General features: G+C 55.2%; 12 protein-coding genes. 2 read left to right on the top strand and 10 right to left on the bottom strand.

From position 1 onward, the window contains the following. Nucleotides 1-229 precede the first annotated feature (229 nt). From trhP to mdtD, 5 genes are all read right to left on the bottom strand, one after another. Nucleotides 230-1,615, bottom strand: a complete 1,386-nt coding sequence (trhP, locus tag BV494_RS00660) for a prephenate-dependent tRNA uridine(34) hydroxylase TrhP (protein WP_104921103.1) — start codon at nucleotides 1,613-1,615, stop codon at nucleotides 230-232. A gap of 187 nt (nucleotides 1,616-1,802) precedes the next feature. Then, nucleotides 1,803-2,150: a YegP family protein gene (locus BV494_RS00665; RefSeq protein ID WP_104921104.1), complete on the bottom strand. Its 348-nt coding sequence runs from the start codon at nucleotides 2,148-2,150 to the stop codon at nucleotides 1,803-1,805. 166 nt (nucleotides 2,151-2,316) lie between these two features. Next, the gene (gene baeR / locus BV494_RS00670) at nucleotides 2,317-3,036 is read right to left on the bottom strand and encodes an envelope stress response regulator BaeR (protein WP_104921105.1); all 720 of its coding nucleotides are present in this window, start codon (nucleotides 3,034-3,036) and stop codon (nucleotides 2,317-2,319) included. Continuing rightward, nucleotides 3,037-4,422: an envelope stress sensor histidine kinase BaeS gene (gene baeS, locus BV494_RS00675; RefSeq protein WP_104921106.1), complete on the bottom strand. Its 1,386-nt coding sequence runs from the start codon at nucleotides 4,420-4,422 to the stop codon at nucleotides 3,037-3,039. After that, complete coding sequence (gene mdtD, locus BV494_RS00680) at nucleotides 4,419-5,894, bottom strand: multidrug transporter subunit MdtD (RefSeq protein WP_104921107.1); 1,476 nt, start codon at nucleotides 5,892-5,894, stop codon at nucleotides 4,419-4,421. Before mdtD ends, baeS begins: the two co-directional genes overlap by 4 nt. A gap of 260 nt (nucleotides 5,895-6,154) precedes the next feature. Between mdtD and BV494_RS00685 the strand changes: the two genes are divergently transcribed. Beyond that, nucleotides 6,155-7,108, top strand: coding sequence for an aldo/keto reductase (locus BV494_RS00685; protein ID WP_104921108.1), 954 nt, complete (start codon nucleotides 6,155-6,157; stop codon nucleotides 7,106-7,108). A 91-nt stretch (nucleotides 7,109-7,199) separates the two neighbouring features. On the opposite strand, the gene yegD is transcribed toward BV494_RS00685, so the two are convergent. After that, on the bottom strand, nucleotides 7,200-8,552 hold the full coding sequence (gene yegD, locus BV494_RS00690) for a molecular chaperone (protein ID WP_104921109.1): 1,353 nt from the start codon (nucleotides 8,550-8,552) through the stop codon (nucleotides 7,200-7,202). 133 nt (nucleotides 8,553-8,685) lie between these two features. Next, nucleotides 8,686-10,680 (bottom strand): transketolase, encoded by a 1,995-nt coding sequence (gene tkt, locus BV494_RS00695; protein WP_104921110.1) that lies wholly within the window; start codon nucleotides 10,678-10,680, stop codon nucleotides 8,686-8,688. Between the two features lie 381 nt (nucleotides 10,681-11,061). Between tkt and maeB the strand changes: the two genes are divergently transcribed. Beyond that, nucleotides 11,062-13,341: an NADP-dependent oxaloacetate-decarboxylating malate dehydrogenase gene (maeB, locus tag BV494_RS00700; RefSeq protein ID WP_104921111.1), complete on the top strand. Its 2,280-nt coding sequence runs from the start codon at nucleotides 11,062-11,064 to the stop codon at nucleotides 13,339-13,341. A 145-nt stretch (nucleotides 13,342-13,486) separates the two neighbouring features. On the opposite strand, the gene uriH is transcribed toward maeB, so the two are convergent. Genes uriH through hemF form a run of 3 tightly spaced genes read right to left on the bottom strand, consistent with a single transcriptional unit; the run spans nucleotide 13,487 to nucleotide 15,895 of the window. Then, a complete protein-coding gene (gene uriH, locus BV494_RS00705) occupies nucleotides 13,487-14,434 on the bottom strand; it encodes a uridine-preferring nucleoside hydrolase UriH (RefSeq protein ID WP_104921112.1) in 948 nt (315 codons plus the stop codon). A gap of 49 nt (nucleotides 14,435-14,483) precedes the next feature. Then, nucleotides 14,484-14,933: a YaiI/YqxD family protein gene (locus tag BV494_RS00710; RefSeq protein WP_104921113.1), complete on the bottom strand. Its 450-nt coding sequence runs from the start codon at nucleotides 14,931-14,933 to the stop codon at nucleotides 14,484-14,486. Next, nucleotides 14,933-15,895 (bottom strand): oxygen-dependent coproporphyrinogen oxidase, encoded by a 963-nt coding sequence (gene hemF / locus BV494_RS00715; RefSeq protein ID WP_104921114.1) that lies wholly within the window; start codon nucleotides 15,893-15,895, stop codon nucleotides 14,933-14,935. The genes BV494_RS00710 and hemF overlap by 1 nt, the downstream gene beginning before the upstream one ends. Nucleotides 15,896-15,914 lie beyond the last annotated feature (19 nt).

Here is a 15,914-nt window from a genome sequence, read left to right on the forward strand (position 1 = left end):
AATTTATTAATTTGAAGTAAAAAGGGAACGTTATTCTTCTCAATAACAGGAAAAGCGAAAGGGGTTGAATACAAAAAGAAAAGCCAGCTCAAGGGAGATTGAGCTGGCCAAGGAGGTGGTTCCTAGTGTAGTCCGGTGCATTATTTTGCATTCGAAGTAATTTGCGAATGCATATTAACCAACTTCATTTAAAAGAGTTGTGACCGGATTCTTGTTTTCACTAAAAGCCTTATTTCATGTGCGGATTGCGTGTATCCGTTTCTTCCAGATTTCGCAGCAGAATGGCAAATTCCAGACTGATGTCTTCCGGCAGGGCGGCATACACAATGTGTCCGTTACCCGGCGCGACTTCTGTCGGCTGGCCTTTCTTGTTGCGCAGCGCTTCAAGCTTGAACTGAATATTGCCTTGCGGCGTCATCATTTCCACGCTGTCGCCGACGCTAAATTTATTTTTCACATCGATTTCAGCCCAGCCGTCCACGCGGTTGCCGGTGAATTCGCCGACAAACTGCTGACGGTCACTGACGGAAAAACCGTATTCGTAGTTTTGCTGTGCGTCATGGGTATGGCGGCGCAGAAAACCCTCGGTATAGCCGCGATGCGCCAGCCCTTCGAGGGTGGAAAGCAGCGTCGGGTCGAAAGGTTTTCCGGCAACGGCGTCATCGATGGCTCGGCGGTAAACCTGTGCGGTACGCGCGCAGTAATAGAATGACTTGGTGCGGCCTTCAATTTTAAGCGAATGCACGCCCATTTTGGTCAGCGCTTCGACATGCTGGATGGCGCGCAAGTCTTTGGAATTCATGATGTACGTGCCGTGTTCGTCTTCGAACGCACTCATGTATTCGCCGGGGCGCAGGGCTTCTTCGAGCATAAACACTTTATCCGTTGGCTGTCCGATGCCGAGCGTCGGTTCCGGAGCATCGACCTGCTGGACCGGGATCGGTTCGTACTGATGCACGATATTGCCGATGGCATCTTCTTTGCCTTCCTGAACTTTATATTCCCAGCGGCAGGCGTTGGTGCAGGTTCCCTGATTCGGGTCGCGTTTGTTGATGTAACCGGAAAGCAGGCAGCGACCGGAATATGCCATGCAGAGCGCGCCGTGGACGAAAATTTCGATTTCCATGTCCGGCACCTGCGTGCGGATTTCTGCGATTTCTTCCAGCGACAGTTCGCGGGACAAAATCACGCGCGTCAGACCCATTTGTTTCCAGAACTTCACCGTCGCCCAGTTCACCGCATTCGCCTGTACCGACAGATGAATATCCATCTGCGGGAAAGCTTCGCGAACCATCATGATCAGGCCAGGATCGGACATGATCAGCGCGTCCGGCCCCATGTCGATCACCGGCTGCAAATCGCGGATGAAGGTTTTCAGTTTGGCGTTGTGCGGCGCGATATTCACCACGACATAGAATTTTTTACCGAGGGCATGGGCTTCGCCGATGCCGATCTCCAGATTCTGGTGGTTAAATTCGTTATTGCGTACACGCAGGCTGTAGCGCGGCTGACCGGCGTATACGGCATCTGCGCCATAGGCGAACGCGTAACGCATATTTTTCAGGGAGCCGGCAGGGGAAAGCAGTTCCGGAACAAAAGAATCGGGGGTAAACATAGTCAATCTCAGTCTGATCACAGGTCAGGGCCGTCCCGGATGCGGGGCGACGAAAGGTCAGAATTGTAACGTCTGAGTTGATCAAAAGCAGCCGGTTAGTGTGGGTATTTCAGGTTTTATGGGGTCAGATCAATTTTTGAATCGGGAGGATGCAGCGCAGAATGCCGCAACCTCCGCAAAGGGGGGATCAGGCAGTTTGTTGGGTGTGATCGCGGATATCGGCCGTTGGCCCGTTTTTCACTACCGACAGGATGCCTTTTTTCGCGGCGCTTTCCGTGGTGTACATTTCACTCACGCCAATAACCTGGTGGTTTTTCGCTTTCAGCACAAAATAAAATTGCCCGTCTTTTGACGGTTTCACTTCGTATTGCGCTTCCTCCGGCGCGTTGGTCTGCACCGATGAAATGCCGTTTTCTGCCGACGCTTTACTGGCATACATTTCACTGGTGAGAATAATCTCTCCGTTTCCGGCCTTCAGGTTAAAGTGAAACTGTCCATTCTTCGCTTTTTTCAGATCATAGTGACCGTTGGCCATAAAGATAATCTCCAGTAGAAGGGTTTTTCCAGAGATAAGTGTAGTTAAGGGAAACTTTTTCGCGGGGAAAGGGGAAACTTAAGGCATGAAATGTGAACTGGCCGACAGACTTTCAGTAACTTTACAAATCTGTGTTGCCGGCCTTTCAGGTGTTCCAGCCCGTGCGTTACGCCAGATGGCAGGGCTCTGCTTCCCAGCGGTAACCCACGCCATAAACGGCGCGGATAAACGCCTTCTCGCCGTCCAGTGATTCGAGTTTTCGGCGTAAATTTTTGATGTGGCTGTCGATGGTGCGGTCCGTTACCACGCGGTAATCGTCATACAGGTTATTGAGCAGGATTTCTCGGGTGAAAACGTAGCCCGGTTTGACCGACAGCGTTTTCAGCAGACGGAATTCTGCCGGTGTCAGCTCAAGTTCGTGTCCCTGGAACGTCGCCTGAAAGCGGGCTTCATCAATATGCAGGCCGGTCTCTTTTGTTACATGCTCGTCAGGGCGCACGCAGCGGCGCAGGATCACTTTCACGCGCGCAACCACTTCACGCGGGCTGTAAGGTTTGCAGATGTAATCATCGGCACCAATTTCGAGCCCGAGCAGGCGGTCGATTTCTTCGGTTTTTGCCGTGACCATCATGATCGGCACATCGGAAAACTGGCGGATATCGCGGCAGATGGATAAACCGCTGCTTCCCGGCAGCATCAGATCCAGCAGGATCAGCGCCGGAGGATGGCTCTTAACCTGCGCGATCACGTCGTGGCCGTCGGGCAGCCATTGTGTCGCATAACCCGCGGCTTCGAGATAGTCGATCAGCAACTGGGCAAGTTTCGGTTCATCTTCCACGATCAGAATTTTTAACGGCGCAGGGCCGGACAACACAGAGTCGTTCATTCAGTTTCTCGGGCCATGTGGAATTGAAAGCGGCAGGATAATCGTTATGCGAACGCCACCTGCCGGAGAGTGGCTGGCGCTTATCTGCCCGCCGTGCGCTTCAACAATATTCTGGCAAATTGCCAGACCTAAACCAGATCCGCCGCTGGCACGATTGCGTGAGCCCTCGGTGCGATAAAACCGTTCGAAAATACGCACAAGTTGTTCGTCGCTGATGCCCGGCGCGCTGTCCTGAAAGTTCAGATACAGCGATTTATCGCGGATCTCGCCGAGGATTTCCAGACCGCCGTTGGGGTCAGTATAGCGCAGGCTGTTTTCCAGCAAATTATTGAAAAGCTGTGACAGGCGCTGCGGGTCGCCAAAGACTTCGGCGCTTTCCGGCAGATGGCTGGTCAGGGTTAACTGTTTGCTGTGGAAGCGGTCGCGTGAACCGGCTTCCGCCAGCTGAATCAGATGCACCACGTCCGTTTCGACTTTACGGTACGCCAGCGCACCGGCATCCGACAGCGAAAGCTGGTGCAAATCATCCACCAGCTTGGTGAGGATCGCGACTTCAGATTGCAGGGATTCCAGCGACCCCATCGTCATTTTGCGGACGCCGTCCTGCATCGCTTCCAGCTCGCCGCGCAACACCGCCAGCGGCGTGCGCAGTTCGTGGGAAATATCAGCCATAAAGGCGCGGCGCATCTGCTCGTTTTTTTCCAGCGTCATCGCTAACTGGTTAAAATCCTGCGCCAGTTTGCCCAGTTCATCTTCGCTGTCGACCTCAACGCGCGTACTGAAATCCCCGGCGGCCAGCTGATGCGTCCCGTTCACCAGACGCTTCACCGGCGCGAGCATCCCCCGCGAAAGCAACCAGGTGACGGCGGCGGCCAGCAGGGCAGTGAACGCCGTGATAATCCAGGTGGTGCGGCTTTGCTGGTGTTCAAAATTGATATCGGCATCGCGGGTCAGGCGTTCAGCAGGCGTAGAAATCACCGAACCGATCATCACGCCGTCAACGGTCATCACGCGGCGTGGTCCCTGAAGATCCGCCGGTACCGGCTGCTCGTAACCGCCGATGCGGCGGTCATGGCTGTCGAGGATCCAGAATTTTGTCCGCCATCCCTGCGGCGGCATTTTCTGGCTGCTGTTCTGATCAAATGAGCGCATCAGCTGATAAATCAGGCGGTCATTTTTTTCCAGAAAATCCCAGTTACCGTGCATTCTGTACTGCTCCTGCAAGGTGTCTGCCAGCAGCTCAACGCGCGATTCATTACTCTGGCGGATGTAATCGATAAAGCCGCGTTCGAAGCTCATCCTCACGCCCCAGTTCATGGTGATTAACACCAGTGCGCAGGTGCAGAAAATGGCCATAAACAGTTTGGCGGTAATACCTGGTTTCATGATTTTCTCATCGGGTCGGGAGATCCGGCCGCAGCACGGCGGCGATCAATAACGGCGTTTTTCTGCATGTCCGGCGGCACCTTCGAAAAGACCCAGGCGGGCAGGGCGATCACCAGCGCCATCGACATATAGCAATACAGGAAAGCAGTATGCAGGGTGCCGCTGTCCGGCGTTATGGCCTGCTGATGCGCGAAGAGGCCAATGAGTAAACCGGCCACGCTGACCCCCAGACTCATCGACAACTGCATGATCATCGACAGCAGGCTGTTGCCGCTGCTGGCCAGACGCGGCGGTAAATCTTTCAGCGTCAGCGTATTCATTGAGGAAAAGCGCAGGGAGTTCACCATGCCCTGGAAGAACAGCACCACCGGAATCATCCACACGGCACCGTAAATTGCCACCAGCGGGAAGATAAGCGTTATCAGCGCGAGCAGTAAAGTGGCCGTCACCAGCGCGGCGCGGTATCCGAGCTGATTCACCAGCCGCACGACCACACGCTTCATCCCCATGCTGCCAAGCACCATCGGGATCATCATCAGCCCGGCGTGGAACGGCGTAAAGCCCATCCCCAGCTGTAAAAATACCGGCGTCATAAACGGCAACATCCCGCTGCCGATGCGGCCTAACAGGCTGCCGATCAGGCCAATTTTAAACGTTGGCGTGTGGAACAGGCGCAGGGAAAACAGCGCGGAAAGATTGCCGCGGGCGTGCATCCAGTAAACGCCTAACGCGCCTAAACCGACGACCACCAGCAGCACTAATTCCAGCGCGCTGAGGCCCATGCTGCGGCTGCCTTCCAGCGCCAGCGTGAGCGTCGCCATACAAACTGCCAGCATGACAAAGCCGCTGATATCAAAGCGCCTCGTCTGCATTTTGTAATTCGGCATAATCATCAGCGTGGCAATACAACCGGCCAGACCGACCGGCAGATTGATCAGGAAAATCCAGTGCCAGCTGGCGTACTGCACCAGAAAACCGCCCAGCGCCGGGCCGAGCAGCGGGCCGACCTGACCAGGCAGCGTGACCATGGTCATTGCGGCCATGTATTCGCTGCGCGGAACGATTTTCAGCACAGTCAGCCGCCCGACTGGCACCATCATCGCGCCGCCAATCCCCTGAACGATACGTGACAGCACCAGCTCGCGCAGGCTTTCGGACTGCGCGCAGAGCAGGGAACCGACGGTGAACAACACAATGGCGGAAAAGAAAACCCATTTCACCCCGACTTTATCCGCCAGCCAGCCGCTGGCGGGCAGCATCACGGCGACGGTCAGCACATAGGCGACGACCACCGAATGCATATGCAGCGGATTTTCACCCAGACTGCGGGCCATCGACGGCAACGCGGTATTCACAATCGTGGTATCGAGCGCCTGCATAAAAAAGCCAAAGGCGACAATCCACAATTGCCAGCGTACCGAAGGCGGCAGCGGGGCGGAAGGCGGTAAGGTGTCAGTGTTTTCAGATTTCATGGGTTCGCATCAGCACAATCATTGTCGCGGCATTTCAGGGGGAGTACCACCTTCAGACCAGGCTTACAGTGTAGCCAGAATGTTTCAGCAGAAAATGGAGGAAATAAGGAGAGTCTTTCCCATTTTTTGACAATTCTTCTGACAATAAAGAATAGAGTTTCAGCCTGACATTTTATATCAAAATGCTAAGGTTGACCTTTGAACACAAATCGTTCGCACGCAAAGCATGTTTAATCTGACCTTCTCAATGGGAGAGAAAGATGAGTAAAAGAGAACTGGGCCGTTCAGGTATTCAGGTGCCGTTGCTGACGTTTGGCGGCAATGTGTTTGGCTGGACTGTCGATCAGGCCGCATCCTTTAATCTGCTCGATGCCCTTTTGGATCATAAGCTTAACTTTATCGACACCGCTGATGTGTATTCCAGCTGGGTCGAAGGCAATAAAGGTGGCGAGTCGGAAACCATTATCGGCAACTGGCTGAAAAAAACCGGCAAGCGCGACCAGATCATTCTGGCGACCAAAGTCGGTAAACCGATGGGCGAAGGGAAAGTCGGCCTGTCCCCACGTTATATCAAAGAAGCGGTGGAAGCCTCTTTGAAACGCCTGCAAACCGACTATATCGATTTGTATCAATCCCATGACGATGATGCGGATACCCCGCTGGCAGAAAGTCTGGCCGCGTTCGATGCGCTCATCAAAGAAGGCAAAGTGCGCGCTATCGGCGCATCCAACTACAGCGCGCCGCGTCTGGCCGAAGCGCTGAAAGTCAGCAAGGAAAACGGGCTGGCGCGTTATGAAACGCTGCAACCTCAGTACAACCTTTATGACCGCAAAGTGTATGAAGAAGCGCTGGAAAAAGTCGTGACGGACAACGGTCTGGGCGTGATTAACTTCTACGGGCTGGCTGCCGGATTCCTGACCGGGAAATACCGTACCAAAGCTGACGCTAGCAAAAGTAAACGTGGCGAAAACGTGGTTGCACGTTGCCTGAACGAACGCGGCCTGAAAGTGTTGCAGGGGCTGGATCAGGTAGCGGAAAAACACGGTGCACAGCCGGGGCAGGTTGCACTGGCGTGGCAAATCGCCCGTCCAAGCATCACGTCCCCGATTGTCAGCGCGACCTCGCTGCAACAGCTCAATGAACTGGCGCTGGCCGCCACGCTGAAACTTGATGATGCCGATATCCGCACGCTTAACGATGCCAGCGCGTGGTAACGAATTCTGTGTAAAACGAAATTTTTCGTATCGCCAGAAACAAAAAAACCGCCTTAACATCAGGCGGTTTTTGTTTTTGTGAAGCCGTAAATCAACGGAACAGTGTTTGTGCCCAGCGCGCCAGACCGGCAGTGACCGAGCCAAAATCATTGCCCCCGACCAGCGGGATCCCCGGCAACTGTGCCTGCAATGCGGCACGTAAAAGCGGAGAACGGGCGCTGCCACCGGTCAGATAAATCACATCCGGTTTGATTTCGCTGCTGGCCAGCGCCAGGCTGACCTGCTCCTGAATGCGTTCCAGCGGCTGAGAAATCGCGTCACTCAGTTGCTGCTGGCTGATGGTTTCTGCCAGACCGGATTCGATGAAGTCCATGGCCGCCGTGACGCTCTCGCGCTCGGAAAGGGCAATTTTACTTTCTTCGGCGGCACGCACCAGACGGTAGCTCAGGCGCTGTTGCTGTACTTTCAGCAGGCGCTTAATGAGATCCGGCTGCGCGGCGTCGCGGATCAGATCACGCAGCATACGGCCATTCGCCACGCTGTAGAAATCCACCTGCGCCGGAACGTCATTGGTCGCGACCGCATTCCAGTAAGGTAATGCCGGGATCGCGATACCTTTTTGCGTTTCGCTGCCCATGCCGAACTGAGGCGTGAGCTGTTTGAACGCGGTCATGATATCCAGATCGTTACCGCCAACGCGGCAACCGCTGTGGCCGAGCAGACTGCTCTGGCGTTCGGCTTTATCGCGCCACTGCGGGCCCATCAGCAGAACGGAACAGTCGGTAGTTCCGCCGCCGATATCCACGACCAGCACCGTTTTCTCATCGGTCAGGGTGGCTTCAAAATCCAGACCTGCCGCTACCGGCTCGAACTGGAAAGCGATATCACGGAAACCGGCACGTTCAGCCGCGCGCTGCAAAATCCCCTGCGCCTGACGGTTGGCTTCCTCACCGCCCATGCCCTGGAAGTTGATCGGACGGCCAATCACCGTCTGCTCAATGCTTTCCTGCAAAACAGATTCTGCCTGACGTTTGATGTGATACATCATCGCGCAGACCAGATCTTCGAACAGGGCAATCTGCTGTGGCTTCAGGCCGTTTGCGCCAAGAAACGATTTCGGAGAACGAACGAAATACACTTCTTCCGGATCTTCCATGTAGGTCGCCAGCGCCTGCAAACCAAAGTGCACGCTGTTGGCGTTGACCGGAATATCTTCTTCGCGGTTAAAGCTGATACTGCGGCGCAGCAGCGCCAGATTTTCATCACTGCCTGTCGGCACCTGCCCGTGGCGGTTCAGCCATTCGCTGACGGCTTCACGGGTTGGCGCACAGAGCATGGAGGGTAAATAAGGATCATTATTTTCTAACGCCAGAAGTTGGGCGTTATTATCGCGCATCACTGCCACTGAGCAATTCGCTGTACCGTAGTCAAATCCAATAAACATTATTGATCCCCATGCCAAAGAAGGGACGGGACTTTACCGGAGAGGGGGCATTCATCAAGCAGGAAGGGGGCAGATGTGAGATTTTTAGCCAGCATTTCCCCCTCTTTTTACAGAGAGGGAAATGTGCCGGAGATTACTTCAGCAATGCCTGTGCTTTTGCAACCACGTTATCCACGGTAAAACCGAACTCTTTGAACAGCAGCTCCGCCGGAGCGGATTCGCCGAAGGTGGTCATACCGATAACGTCGCCGTTCAGGCCGACATACTTGTACCAGTAATCCGCAATACCCGCTTCCACCGCCAGACGCGCGGTTACGGCTTTCGGCAGTACGGATTCGCGATACGCCGCGTCCTGTTTGTCGAAGGCGTCGGTCGACGGGATAGAAACCACGCGCACTCTGGTGCCCGCTGCCGCCAGTTTGTCTGCCGCTTCAACCGTAATGCCCACTTCCGAACCGGTCGCAATCAGGATGATTTCCGGCGTGCCATCGGAATCTTTCAGCACATAACCTCCGCGCGCCACGTTTGCCAGCTGTTCAGCGGTACGCGGTTGTTGCGTCAGGTTCTGGCGGGAGAAGATCAGCGCCGTCGGGCCGTCTTTGCGCTCAATCGCAGTTTTCCAGGCGATGGCGGATTCGACCTGATCCGCAGGACGCCACAGGCTCATATTCGGCGTCACGCGCAGGCTGGCCATTTGTTCCACCGGCTGGTGCGTCGGGCCGTCTTCGCCCAGACCGATGGAGTCATGGGTATACACGAATACGTTGCGGATTTTCATCAGTGCCGCCATACGCACCGCGTTACGGGCGTATTCGACGAACATCAGGAAGGTCGCGGAATAAGGCAGGAAACCGCCGTGCAGCGTGATGCCGTTGGAAATCGCGGTCATCCCGAATTCGCGGACGCCGTAATGAATGTAGTTACCGGCCAGATCGTCACCGAGCGATTTCGAGCCGGACCACAGGGTCAGGTTGCTCGGGGCCAGGTCAGCGGAGCCGCCAAGGAATTCAGGCAAAATTTTGCCAAAGCGTTCCAGCGTATTTTGTGAGGCTTTACGGCTGGCGATATTTGCCGGATTTGCCTGTAATTCCTCAATAAATTTCTGCGCTTCGGCTTCCCAGTTCGCGGGCAGTTCACCGCTGACGCGACGTTCAAATTCAGCCGCCAGCTCAGGATGATCTTTGGCATAAGCCGCTAATTTATCATTCCACGCTTTTTCTTTGGCTTTACCGGCTTCTTTGGCATCCCATGCGGCATAAATATCCTGTGGGATTTCAAATGCCGGGTAGTTCCAGCCCAGCGCCTTGCGGGTTGCCGCCACTTCGTCTGCGCCGAGAGCCGCGCCGTGCGCATCGTGCGTACCGGCTTTATGCGGGGAACCAAAGCCAATGATGGTTTTGCACATCAGCAGGGAAGGTCGGTCGGTGACCTTGTGGGATTCTTCAATCGCCGCTTTGATGGCATCTGAATTGTGGCCGTCAATGCCACGAATGACGTGCCAGCCGTAGGCTTCAAAGCGTTTGGCTGTGTCGTCGGTGAACCAGCCTTCCACGTGGCCGTCGATGGAAATACCGTTGTCATCATAAAACGCGGTCAGTTTGCCGAGTTTCATGGTGCCAGCCAGCGAGCAGGCTTCGTGGGAAATGCCTTCCATCATGCAACCGTCGCCCATAAAGGCGTAGGTGTGGTGGTTCACAATGTCGTGGTTATCGCGGTTGAACTGCGCCGCCAGCGTGCGTTCTGCGATCGCAAAACCGACCGCGTTGGCGATGCCCTGACCCAGCGGGCCGGTAGTGGTTTCAACGCCCGGCGTGTAACCGTATTCCGGGTGACCCGGCGTTTTGGAATGCAGCTGGCGGAAGTTTTCCAGCTCTGTCATCGGCAGGTCATAACCGGTGAGGTGCAGCAGGCTGTAGATCAGCATGGAGCCGTGGCCGTTGGACAAAATGAAACGGTCGCGGTCTGCCCATTTCGGATTGGCCGGGTTGTGATTCATGTAATCACGCCACAGCACTTCAGCGATATCCGCCATGCCCATCGGGGCACCCGGGTGACCGCTGTTGGCTTTCTGGACGGCGTCCATGCTCAATGCACGGATAGCATTAGCGAGCTCTCTGCGAGAAGGCATATTTTTCTCCGGTTAGTGAAAACGTTACGGCAAAATCGTTATTCAGTGGATTTTTATTGGGCTCCTACCCTGCATCATTCTGTTAACAAACTGAATGCGCTATTTCTGATTGTTGCGATGGGTCATAACAATGGAGCCCGCGTCGCAGCTCAGACTGCGGGGCGTGAGAGGAAAGCGCAAGGTCAAACTTTAAGCGTAGTCGAATTTTGCGAGACGTCTTCCGTGAACGAAAAGCAATCAATGTAACGGCTAAATTTTGGTCGTTATCCGGCGTTTATCGTGGCAGTTTATCTATACTGTCATCGGGTTAAACGGAGGTTGATGTTGCCTCTGTACCCTGCTGTCCCTACATAAAATAAGAAACAAGAAAAGGACCCTACGATGGACGAACAACTCAAGCAAAGCGCGCTCGATTATCATGAATTTCCGGTGCCCGGAAAAATTCAGGTTTCGCCGACCAAACCTCTTGCCACACAACGTGATCTGGCGCTGGCGTACTCTCCCGGCGTGGCAGCGCCCTGTCTGGAGATCGCCAGAGATCCGCTTGCGGCCTATAAATACACTGCACGTGGAAATCTGGTGGCGGTAATTTCCAACGGTACGGCAGTTCTCGGGCTGGGCAATATCGGCGCGCTGGCGGGAAAACCGGTGATGGAAGGCAAAGGGGTTTTGTTCAAGAAATTCGCCGGTATCGATGTTTTTGATATCGAAGTCGATGAGCTCGATCCCGATAAACTGATCGAAGTGATCGCCGCACTCGAACCGACGTTCGGCGGGATCAATCTCGAAGATATCAAAGCGCCGGAGTGTTTTTACATTGAGAGCAAACTGCGCGAGCGGATGAATATTCCGGTGTTTCACGACGATCAGCACGGAACGGCAATTATCTGTACCGCGGCGGTGCTCAACGGTTTGCGCGTAGTCGGGAAAGATATTTCGGACGTGCGGCTGGTGGTGTCCGGTGCCGGTGCGTCTGCCATTGCCTGCCTGAATTTGCTGGTGGCGCTCGGCCTGAAACGCCACAACATCACGGCCTGTGATTCCCGCGGCGTCATATATAAAGGCCGTGAAGAGAACATGGCCGAAACCAAGGCGGCCTATGCCATTGAAGATAACGGACAGCGCACGCTGGCGGATGCGATCCCCGCTGCGGATATTTTCCTCGGCTGTTCCGGTCCCGGCGTACTGACGCAGGACATGGTGAAAACCATGGCGAAATCCCCGCTGATTCTGGCGCTGGCTAACCCCGAGCCTGAAATCCTGCCGCCGCTGGCGAAGGCCGTGCGCCCGGATGCCATTATCTGCACGGGACGTTCGGATTACCCTAATCAGGTGAACAATGTCCTGTGCTTCCCGTTTATTTTCCGTGGTGCGCTGGACGTCGGCGCAACAACCATCAACGAGGAAATGAAGCTGGCCTGCGTTCATGCGATTGCCGACCTGGCGATGGCGGAGCAAAGCGATGTGGTTGCGTCGGCTTACGGTGAAGAAGAGCTTTCATTTGGCCCGGATTACATCATTCCCAAACCTTTTGATCCGCGCCTGATTGTGAAAATCGCGCCAGCGGTGGCGAAAGCGGCGATGGATTCCGGCGTGGCAACGCGGCCCATTCTGGACTTCGATGCCTATGTCGAAAAACTGTCGGAGTTTGTCTACAAAACCAATCTGTTTATGAAGCCGATTTTCTCTCAGGCCAAAAAAGACGCCAAACGCGTGGTGATGGCGGAAGGGGAAGAGGAGCGCGTTTTACAGGCGACGCAGGAGCTGGTTTCTCTCGGGCTGGCGAAACCGATTCTGGTCGGTCGGCCAAGCGTTATCGAAATGCGTATCAAGAAACTCGGTTTACAGCTTGAAGCAGGCCGGGATTTTGAAGTGGTGAACAACGAATCCGATCCGCGCTTTAACGAATACTGGCGCGAATATTATGAACTGATGAAACGCCGTGGTGTGTCGCAGGAGCAGGCGCGGCGGGCGGTTATCGGCAATCCGACGCTGATTTCCGCCATTATGCTGCTGCGCGGCGAGGCTGACGCGATGATTTGCGGAACGGTCGGCACCTACCACGAGCATTACGATATCGTCGAAAAAGTGTTCGGATTCCGCGAGGGTGCGCACGTTGCCGGTGCCATGAACGCGTTGCTGCTGCCCAGCGGAAATACGTTTATTGCGGACACTTACGTCAATGACGATCCGACCGCAGAACAGCTGGCCGAAATCACGCTGATGGCGGCGGAAACGGTACGGCGCTTTGGTATTGAACCGAAAGTGGCTCTGCTGTCGCATTCCAGCTTTGGGACATCTGACAGCCCGGCGGCGCTCAAAATGCGCCGGACGCTGGAGCTGGTCAATGCGCTCGAACCTTCGCTGGAAATTGACGGCGAGATGCACGGCGATGCGGCGCTGGTCGAAAGTATCCGGCAGGACATCATGCCGGACAGCCCGCTCAAAGGGGCGGCGAATATCCTGATCATGCCGAACATGGAATCGGCGCGTATCAGCTATAACCTGCTGCGGGTGTCGAGTTCGGAAGGGGTCACTGTGGGGCCGGTGTTGATGGGCGTGGCGAAACCGGTGCATATTCTGACGCCGATTGCGTCGGTCAGACGCATTGTGAATATGGTCGCGTTAGCCGTAGTGGAAGCGCAAACCGAGCCTCTTTAATTTCCCCGTCATCCTTCGCGCTGCAGATGCGTTGGCTGCACTCGTGAACCCGAATCACTGACCTGTGTCAGCTCATCGGGTTCGCTCAATTGCCGCCTTTCTGCAGCACGAATGATTTAGGGGAAAGCTTTTCTTCCTAAGTAAATCAGTATTTCACTTCGCCGATACGTTCGAGCGCATCGACGATGAGATCCCAGAAACGCTGATGATCGAGTTTGACCGCGACCTGCGTGTGGCAATCCGGCGGCGGCGGTGAACGGAAGTCCGCAACCGTCATGCCCAGCGTTAAGGTGCCGGTCAGCTCAATGTCTACCGGGACTTTTTGTACGGTCATCACGTTCGGGTCAATAACGTAGGCCACGGCGCACGGATCATGAACCGGCGGGGAATCAAAGCCCTGGCGGTCTTTGTAGCTCAGGCCGAAGAAATCGAGCAACTCACCGACAAATTTCGCCGGTTGCGTGCCAACAGCGGCGATTCTCGCGGCCACTTCGGGTGTCGCTAAAGCCTGATGCGTAAGGTCTAAGCCAACCATGGTCAGCGGCCATTTTTCGTTGAAAACGATGTGCGCGGCTTCGGGATCAATCTTGATATTGAATTCAGCCACGGCGCTCCAGTTACCCACATGGTAGCCGCCACCCATCAGTACGACTTCTTTCACGCGTTCGGCAATGCGCGGCTCTTTGCGCACGGCCATGGCGATATTGGTCAGGCCGCCGGTCGGGACCAGTGTGATGGTTTTTGGCGGATGAGACATGATCAAGTCAATGATCAGGTCGATGGCATGAACGGGTTCAAGCGTGATGGCAGCTTCCGGTAAAACCGGGCCATCAAGGCCGGATTCTCCGTGAATTTCGTCGGCTACTTCGATTTGTCGTACCAGCGGGCGGGTGGCTCCGGCGGCAAACGGTACGCCGGTCAGGTTGATCACGCGGGCAACGGCCAGCGCATTACGGGTGACTTTTTCCAGCGTCTGATTGCCGACCACCGTGGTGACGGCAAGCAGTTCGATATCGGGATTCCCGTGGGCGAGTAACATCGCGATGGCATCGTCGTGCCCCGGATCGCAATCCAGTATGATCTTTTTGACCATTTTTATTATTCCTTTAAATGTAGTGGTACAGCAGGTTCCTCTGACCGGATTATTTTCTAGCTTGTTGCAGCCATTTATCCAGTTCATTGGCGAATTGCTGGCGGTCACGCTGATTAAGTACAGGCGGCCCGCCGGTTTGCACGCCGCTGGCGCGCATAGTGTCCATGAAATCACGCATGTTCAGGCGCTCTTTAATGGTTTCAGTGGTGTAACGCTCACCGCGCGGGTTCAGCGCAACGCCCCCTTTTTCGATAACTTCCGCCGCCAGCGGAATATCCGCGGTGACCACCAGATCGCCCGGTTCAGTACGTTTAACAATTTCGTTATCGGCGACGTCAAAACCTGCTTCGACGCGCAGGGTCCGCAGGAATTTCGATGGCGGCGTGCGGATCGTCTGGTTAGCCACCAGCGTCACCATCATGCCGGTGCGTTCGGCGGCGCGGAACAACACTTCTTTAATAACGTTCGGACAGGCATCCGCATCAACCCAGATTTGCATCAGCGTTTCTCCCCGTTCAGCCAGTCGCGAACCGGCAGAAAATCGGTGTACAGCGCGGCTTCCGGGCTGCCCGCTTCTGGCTGATAACCATATTCCCAGCGAACCAGCGGTGGCATGGACATCAGAATCGACTCCGTGCGGCCACCGGTTTGCAGGCCGAACAACGTGCCGCGATCCCACACCAGATTGAATTCCACATAGCGACCACGGCGGTAAAGCTGGAACTGGCGCTCACTTTCTCCCCACGGCAGGGATTTGCGTTTTTCGACCACCGGCAGATAGGCGTCGGTGAAGCCTTTGCCCACCGCCTGCATGAACGCAAAGCAGGTGTCGAAATCAGGCGTGTTCAGGTCATCAAAGAATAATCCGCCGATGCCGCGCGCTTCGTTGCGGTGTTTGATAAAGAAGTAATCGTCACACCATTTTTTGTATTTCGGATACACGTCATCGCCGAACGGCTGACAAAGTTGTTGTGCGGTCTGATGCCAGTGGCGGGCGTCTTCTTCAAAACCGTAGTAAGGGGTGAGGTCAAAACCGCCGCCAAACCACCACACAGGCGCTTCACCGGGCTTTTCCGCAATAAAGAAACGCACGTTGGCGTGACTGGTCGGCACGTAAGGATTGAGCGGATGAATGACCAGCGAAACGCCCATCGCCTGAAAACTGCGGCCCGCCAGCTCAGGACGATGCGCGGTGGCTGATGCGGGTAAGGCAGCACCGGAAACGTGTGAAAAATTAACACCGGCCTGCTCGAAGACAGCGCCGTTGGTCAATACCCGGCTCTGGCCGCCACCGCCTTCTTCGCGAACCCACTGGTCCTGCGCGAACTGGCCTTTGCCATCGGCGGCAGCGAGTTGCTGGCAAATGTGGTCCTGAAGCTTGAGCAGGAAGGTTTTGACTTGCTGAATGTCGGGGATTGATTGGCTCACGGGCAAACTCGCAGACGTTGACTGAAAAGACATTCAGCACCCTGCGGGCGCT

It is taken from the genome of Rahnella sikkimica, assembly GCF_002951615.1.
In the GTDB taxonomy this organism is placed as follows: Bacteria; Pseudomonadota; Gammaproteobacteria; order Enterobacterales; family Enterobacteriaceae; genus Rahnella; species Rahnella sikkimica.

Coding starts and splice junctions, on each gene's coding strand:
- baeR (WP_104921105.1), bottom strand. CDS start 3,036: ATGAACGACTCTGTGTTGTCCGGCCCTGCGCCGTTAAAAATTCTGATC.
- tkt (WP_104921110.1), bottom strand. CDS start 10,680: ATGCCTTCTCGCAGAGAGCTCGCTAATGCTATCCGTGCATTGAGCATG.
- mdtD (WP_104921107.1), bottom strand. CDS start 5,894: ATGAAATCTGAAAACACTGACACCTTACCGCCTTCCGCCCCGCTGCCG.
- BV494_RS00710 (WP_104921113.1), bottom strand. CDS start 14,933: ATGCAAATCTGGGTTGATGCGGATGCCTGTCCGAACGTTATTAAAGAA.
- maeB (WP_104921111.1), top strand. CDS start 11,062: ATGGACGAACAACTCAAGCAAAGCGCGCTCGATTATCATGAATTTCCG.
- hemF (WP_104921114.1), bottom strand. CDS start 15,895: ATGTCTTTTCAGTCAACGTCTGCGAGTTTGCCCGTGAGCCAATCAATC.
- BV494_RS00685 (WP_104921108.1), top strand. CDS start 6,155: ATGAGTAAAAGAGAACTGGGCCGTTCAGGTATTCAGGTGCCGTTGCTG.
- uriH (WP_104921112.1), bottom strand. CDS start 14,434: ATGGTCAAAAAGATCATACTGGATTGCGATCCGGGGCACGACGATGCC.
- yegD (WP_104921109.1), bottom strand. CDS start 8,552: ATGTTTATTGGATTTGACTACGGTACAGCGAATTGCTCAGTGGCAGTG.
- trhP (WP_104921103.1), bottom strand. CDS start 1,615: ATGTTTACCCCCGATTCTTTTGTTCCGGAACTGCTTTCCCCTGCCGGC.
- BV494_RS00665 (WP_104921104.1), bottom strand. CDS start 2,150: ATGGCCAACGGTCACTATGATCTGAAAAAAGCGAAGAATGGACAGTTT.
- baeS (WP_104921106.1), bottom strand. CDS start 4,422: ATGAAACCAGGTATTACCGCCAAACTGTTTATGGCCATTTTCTGCACC.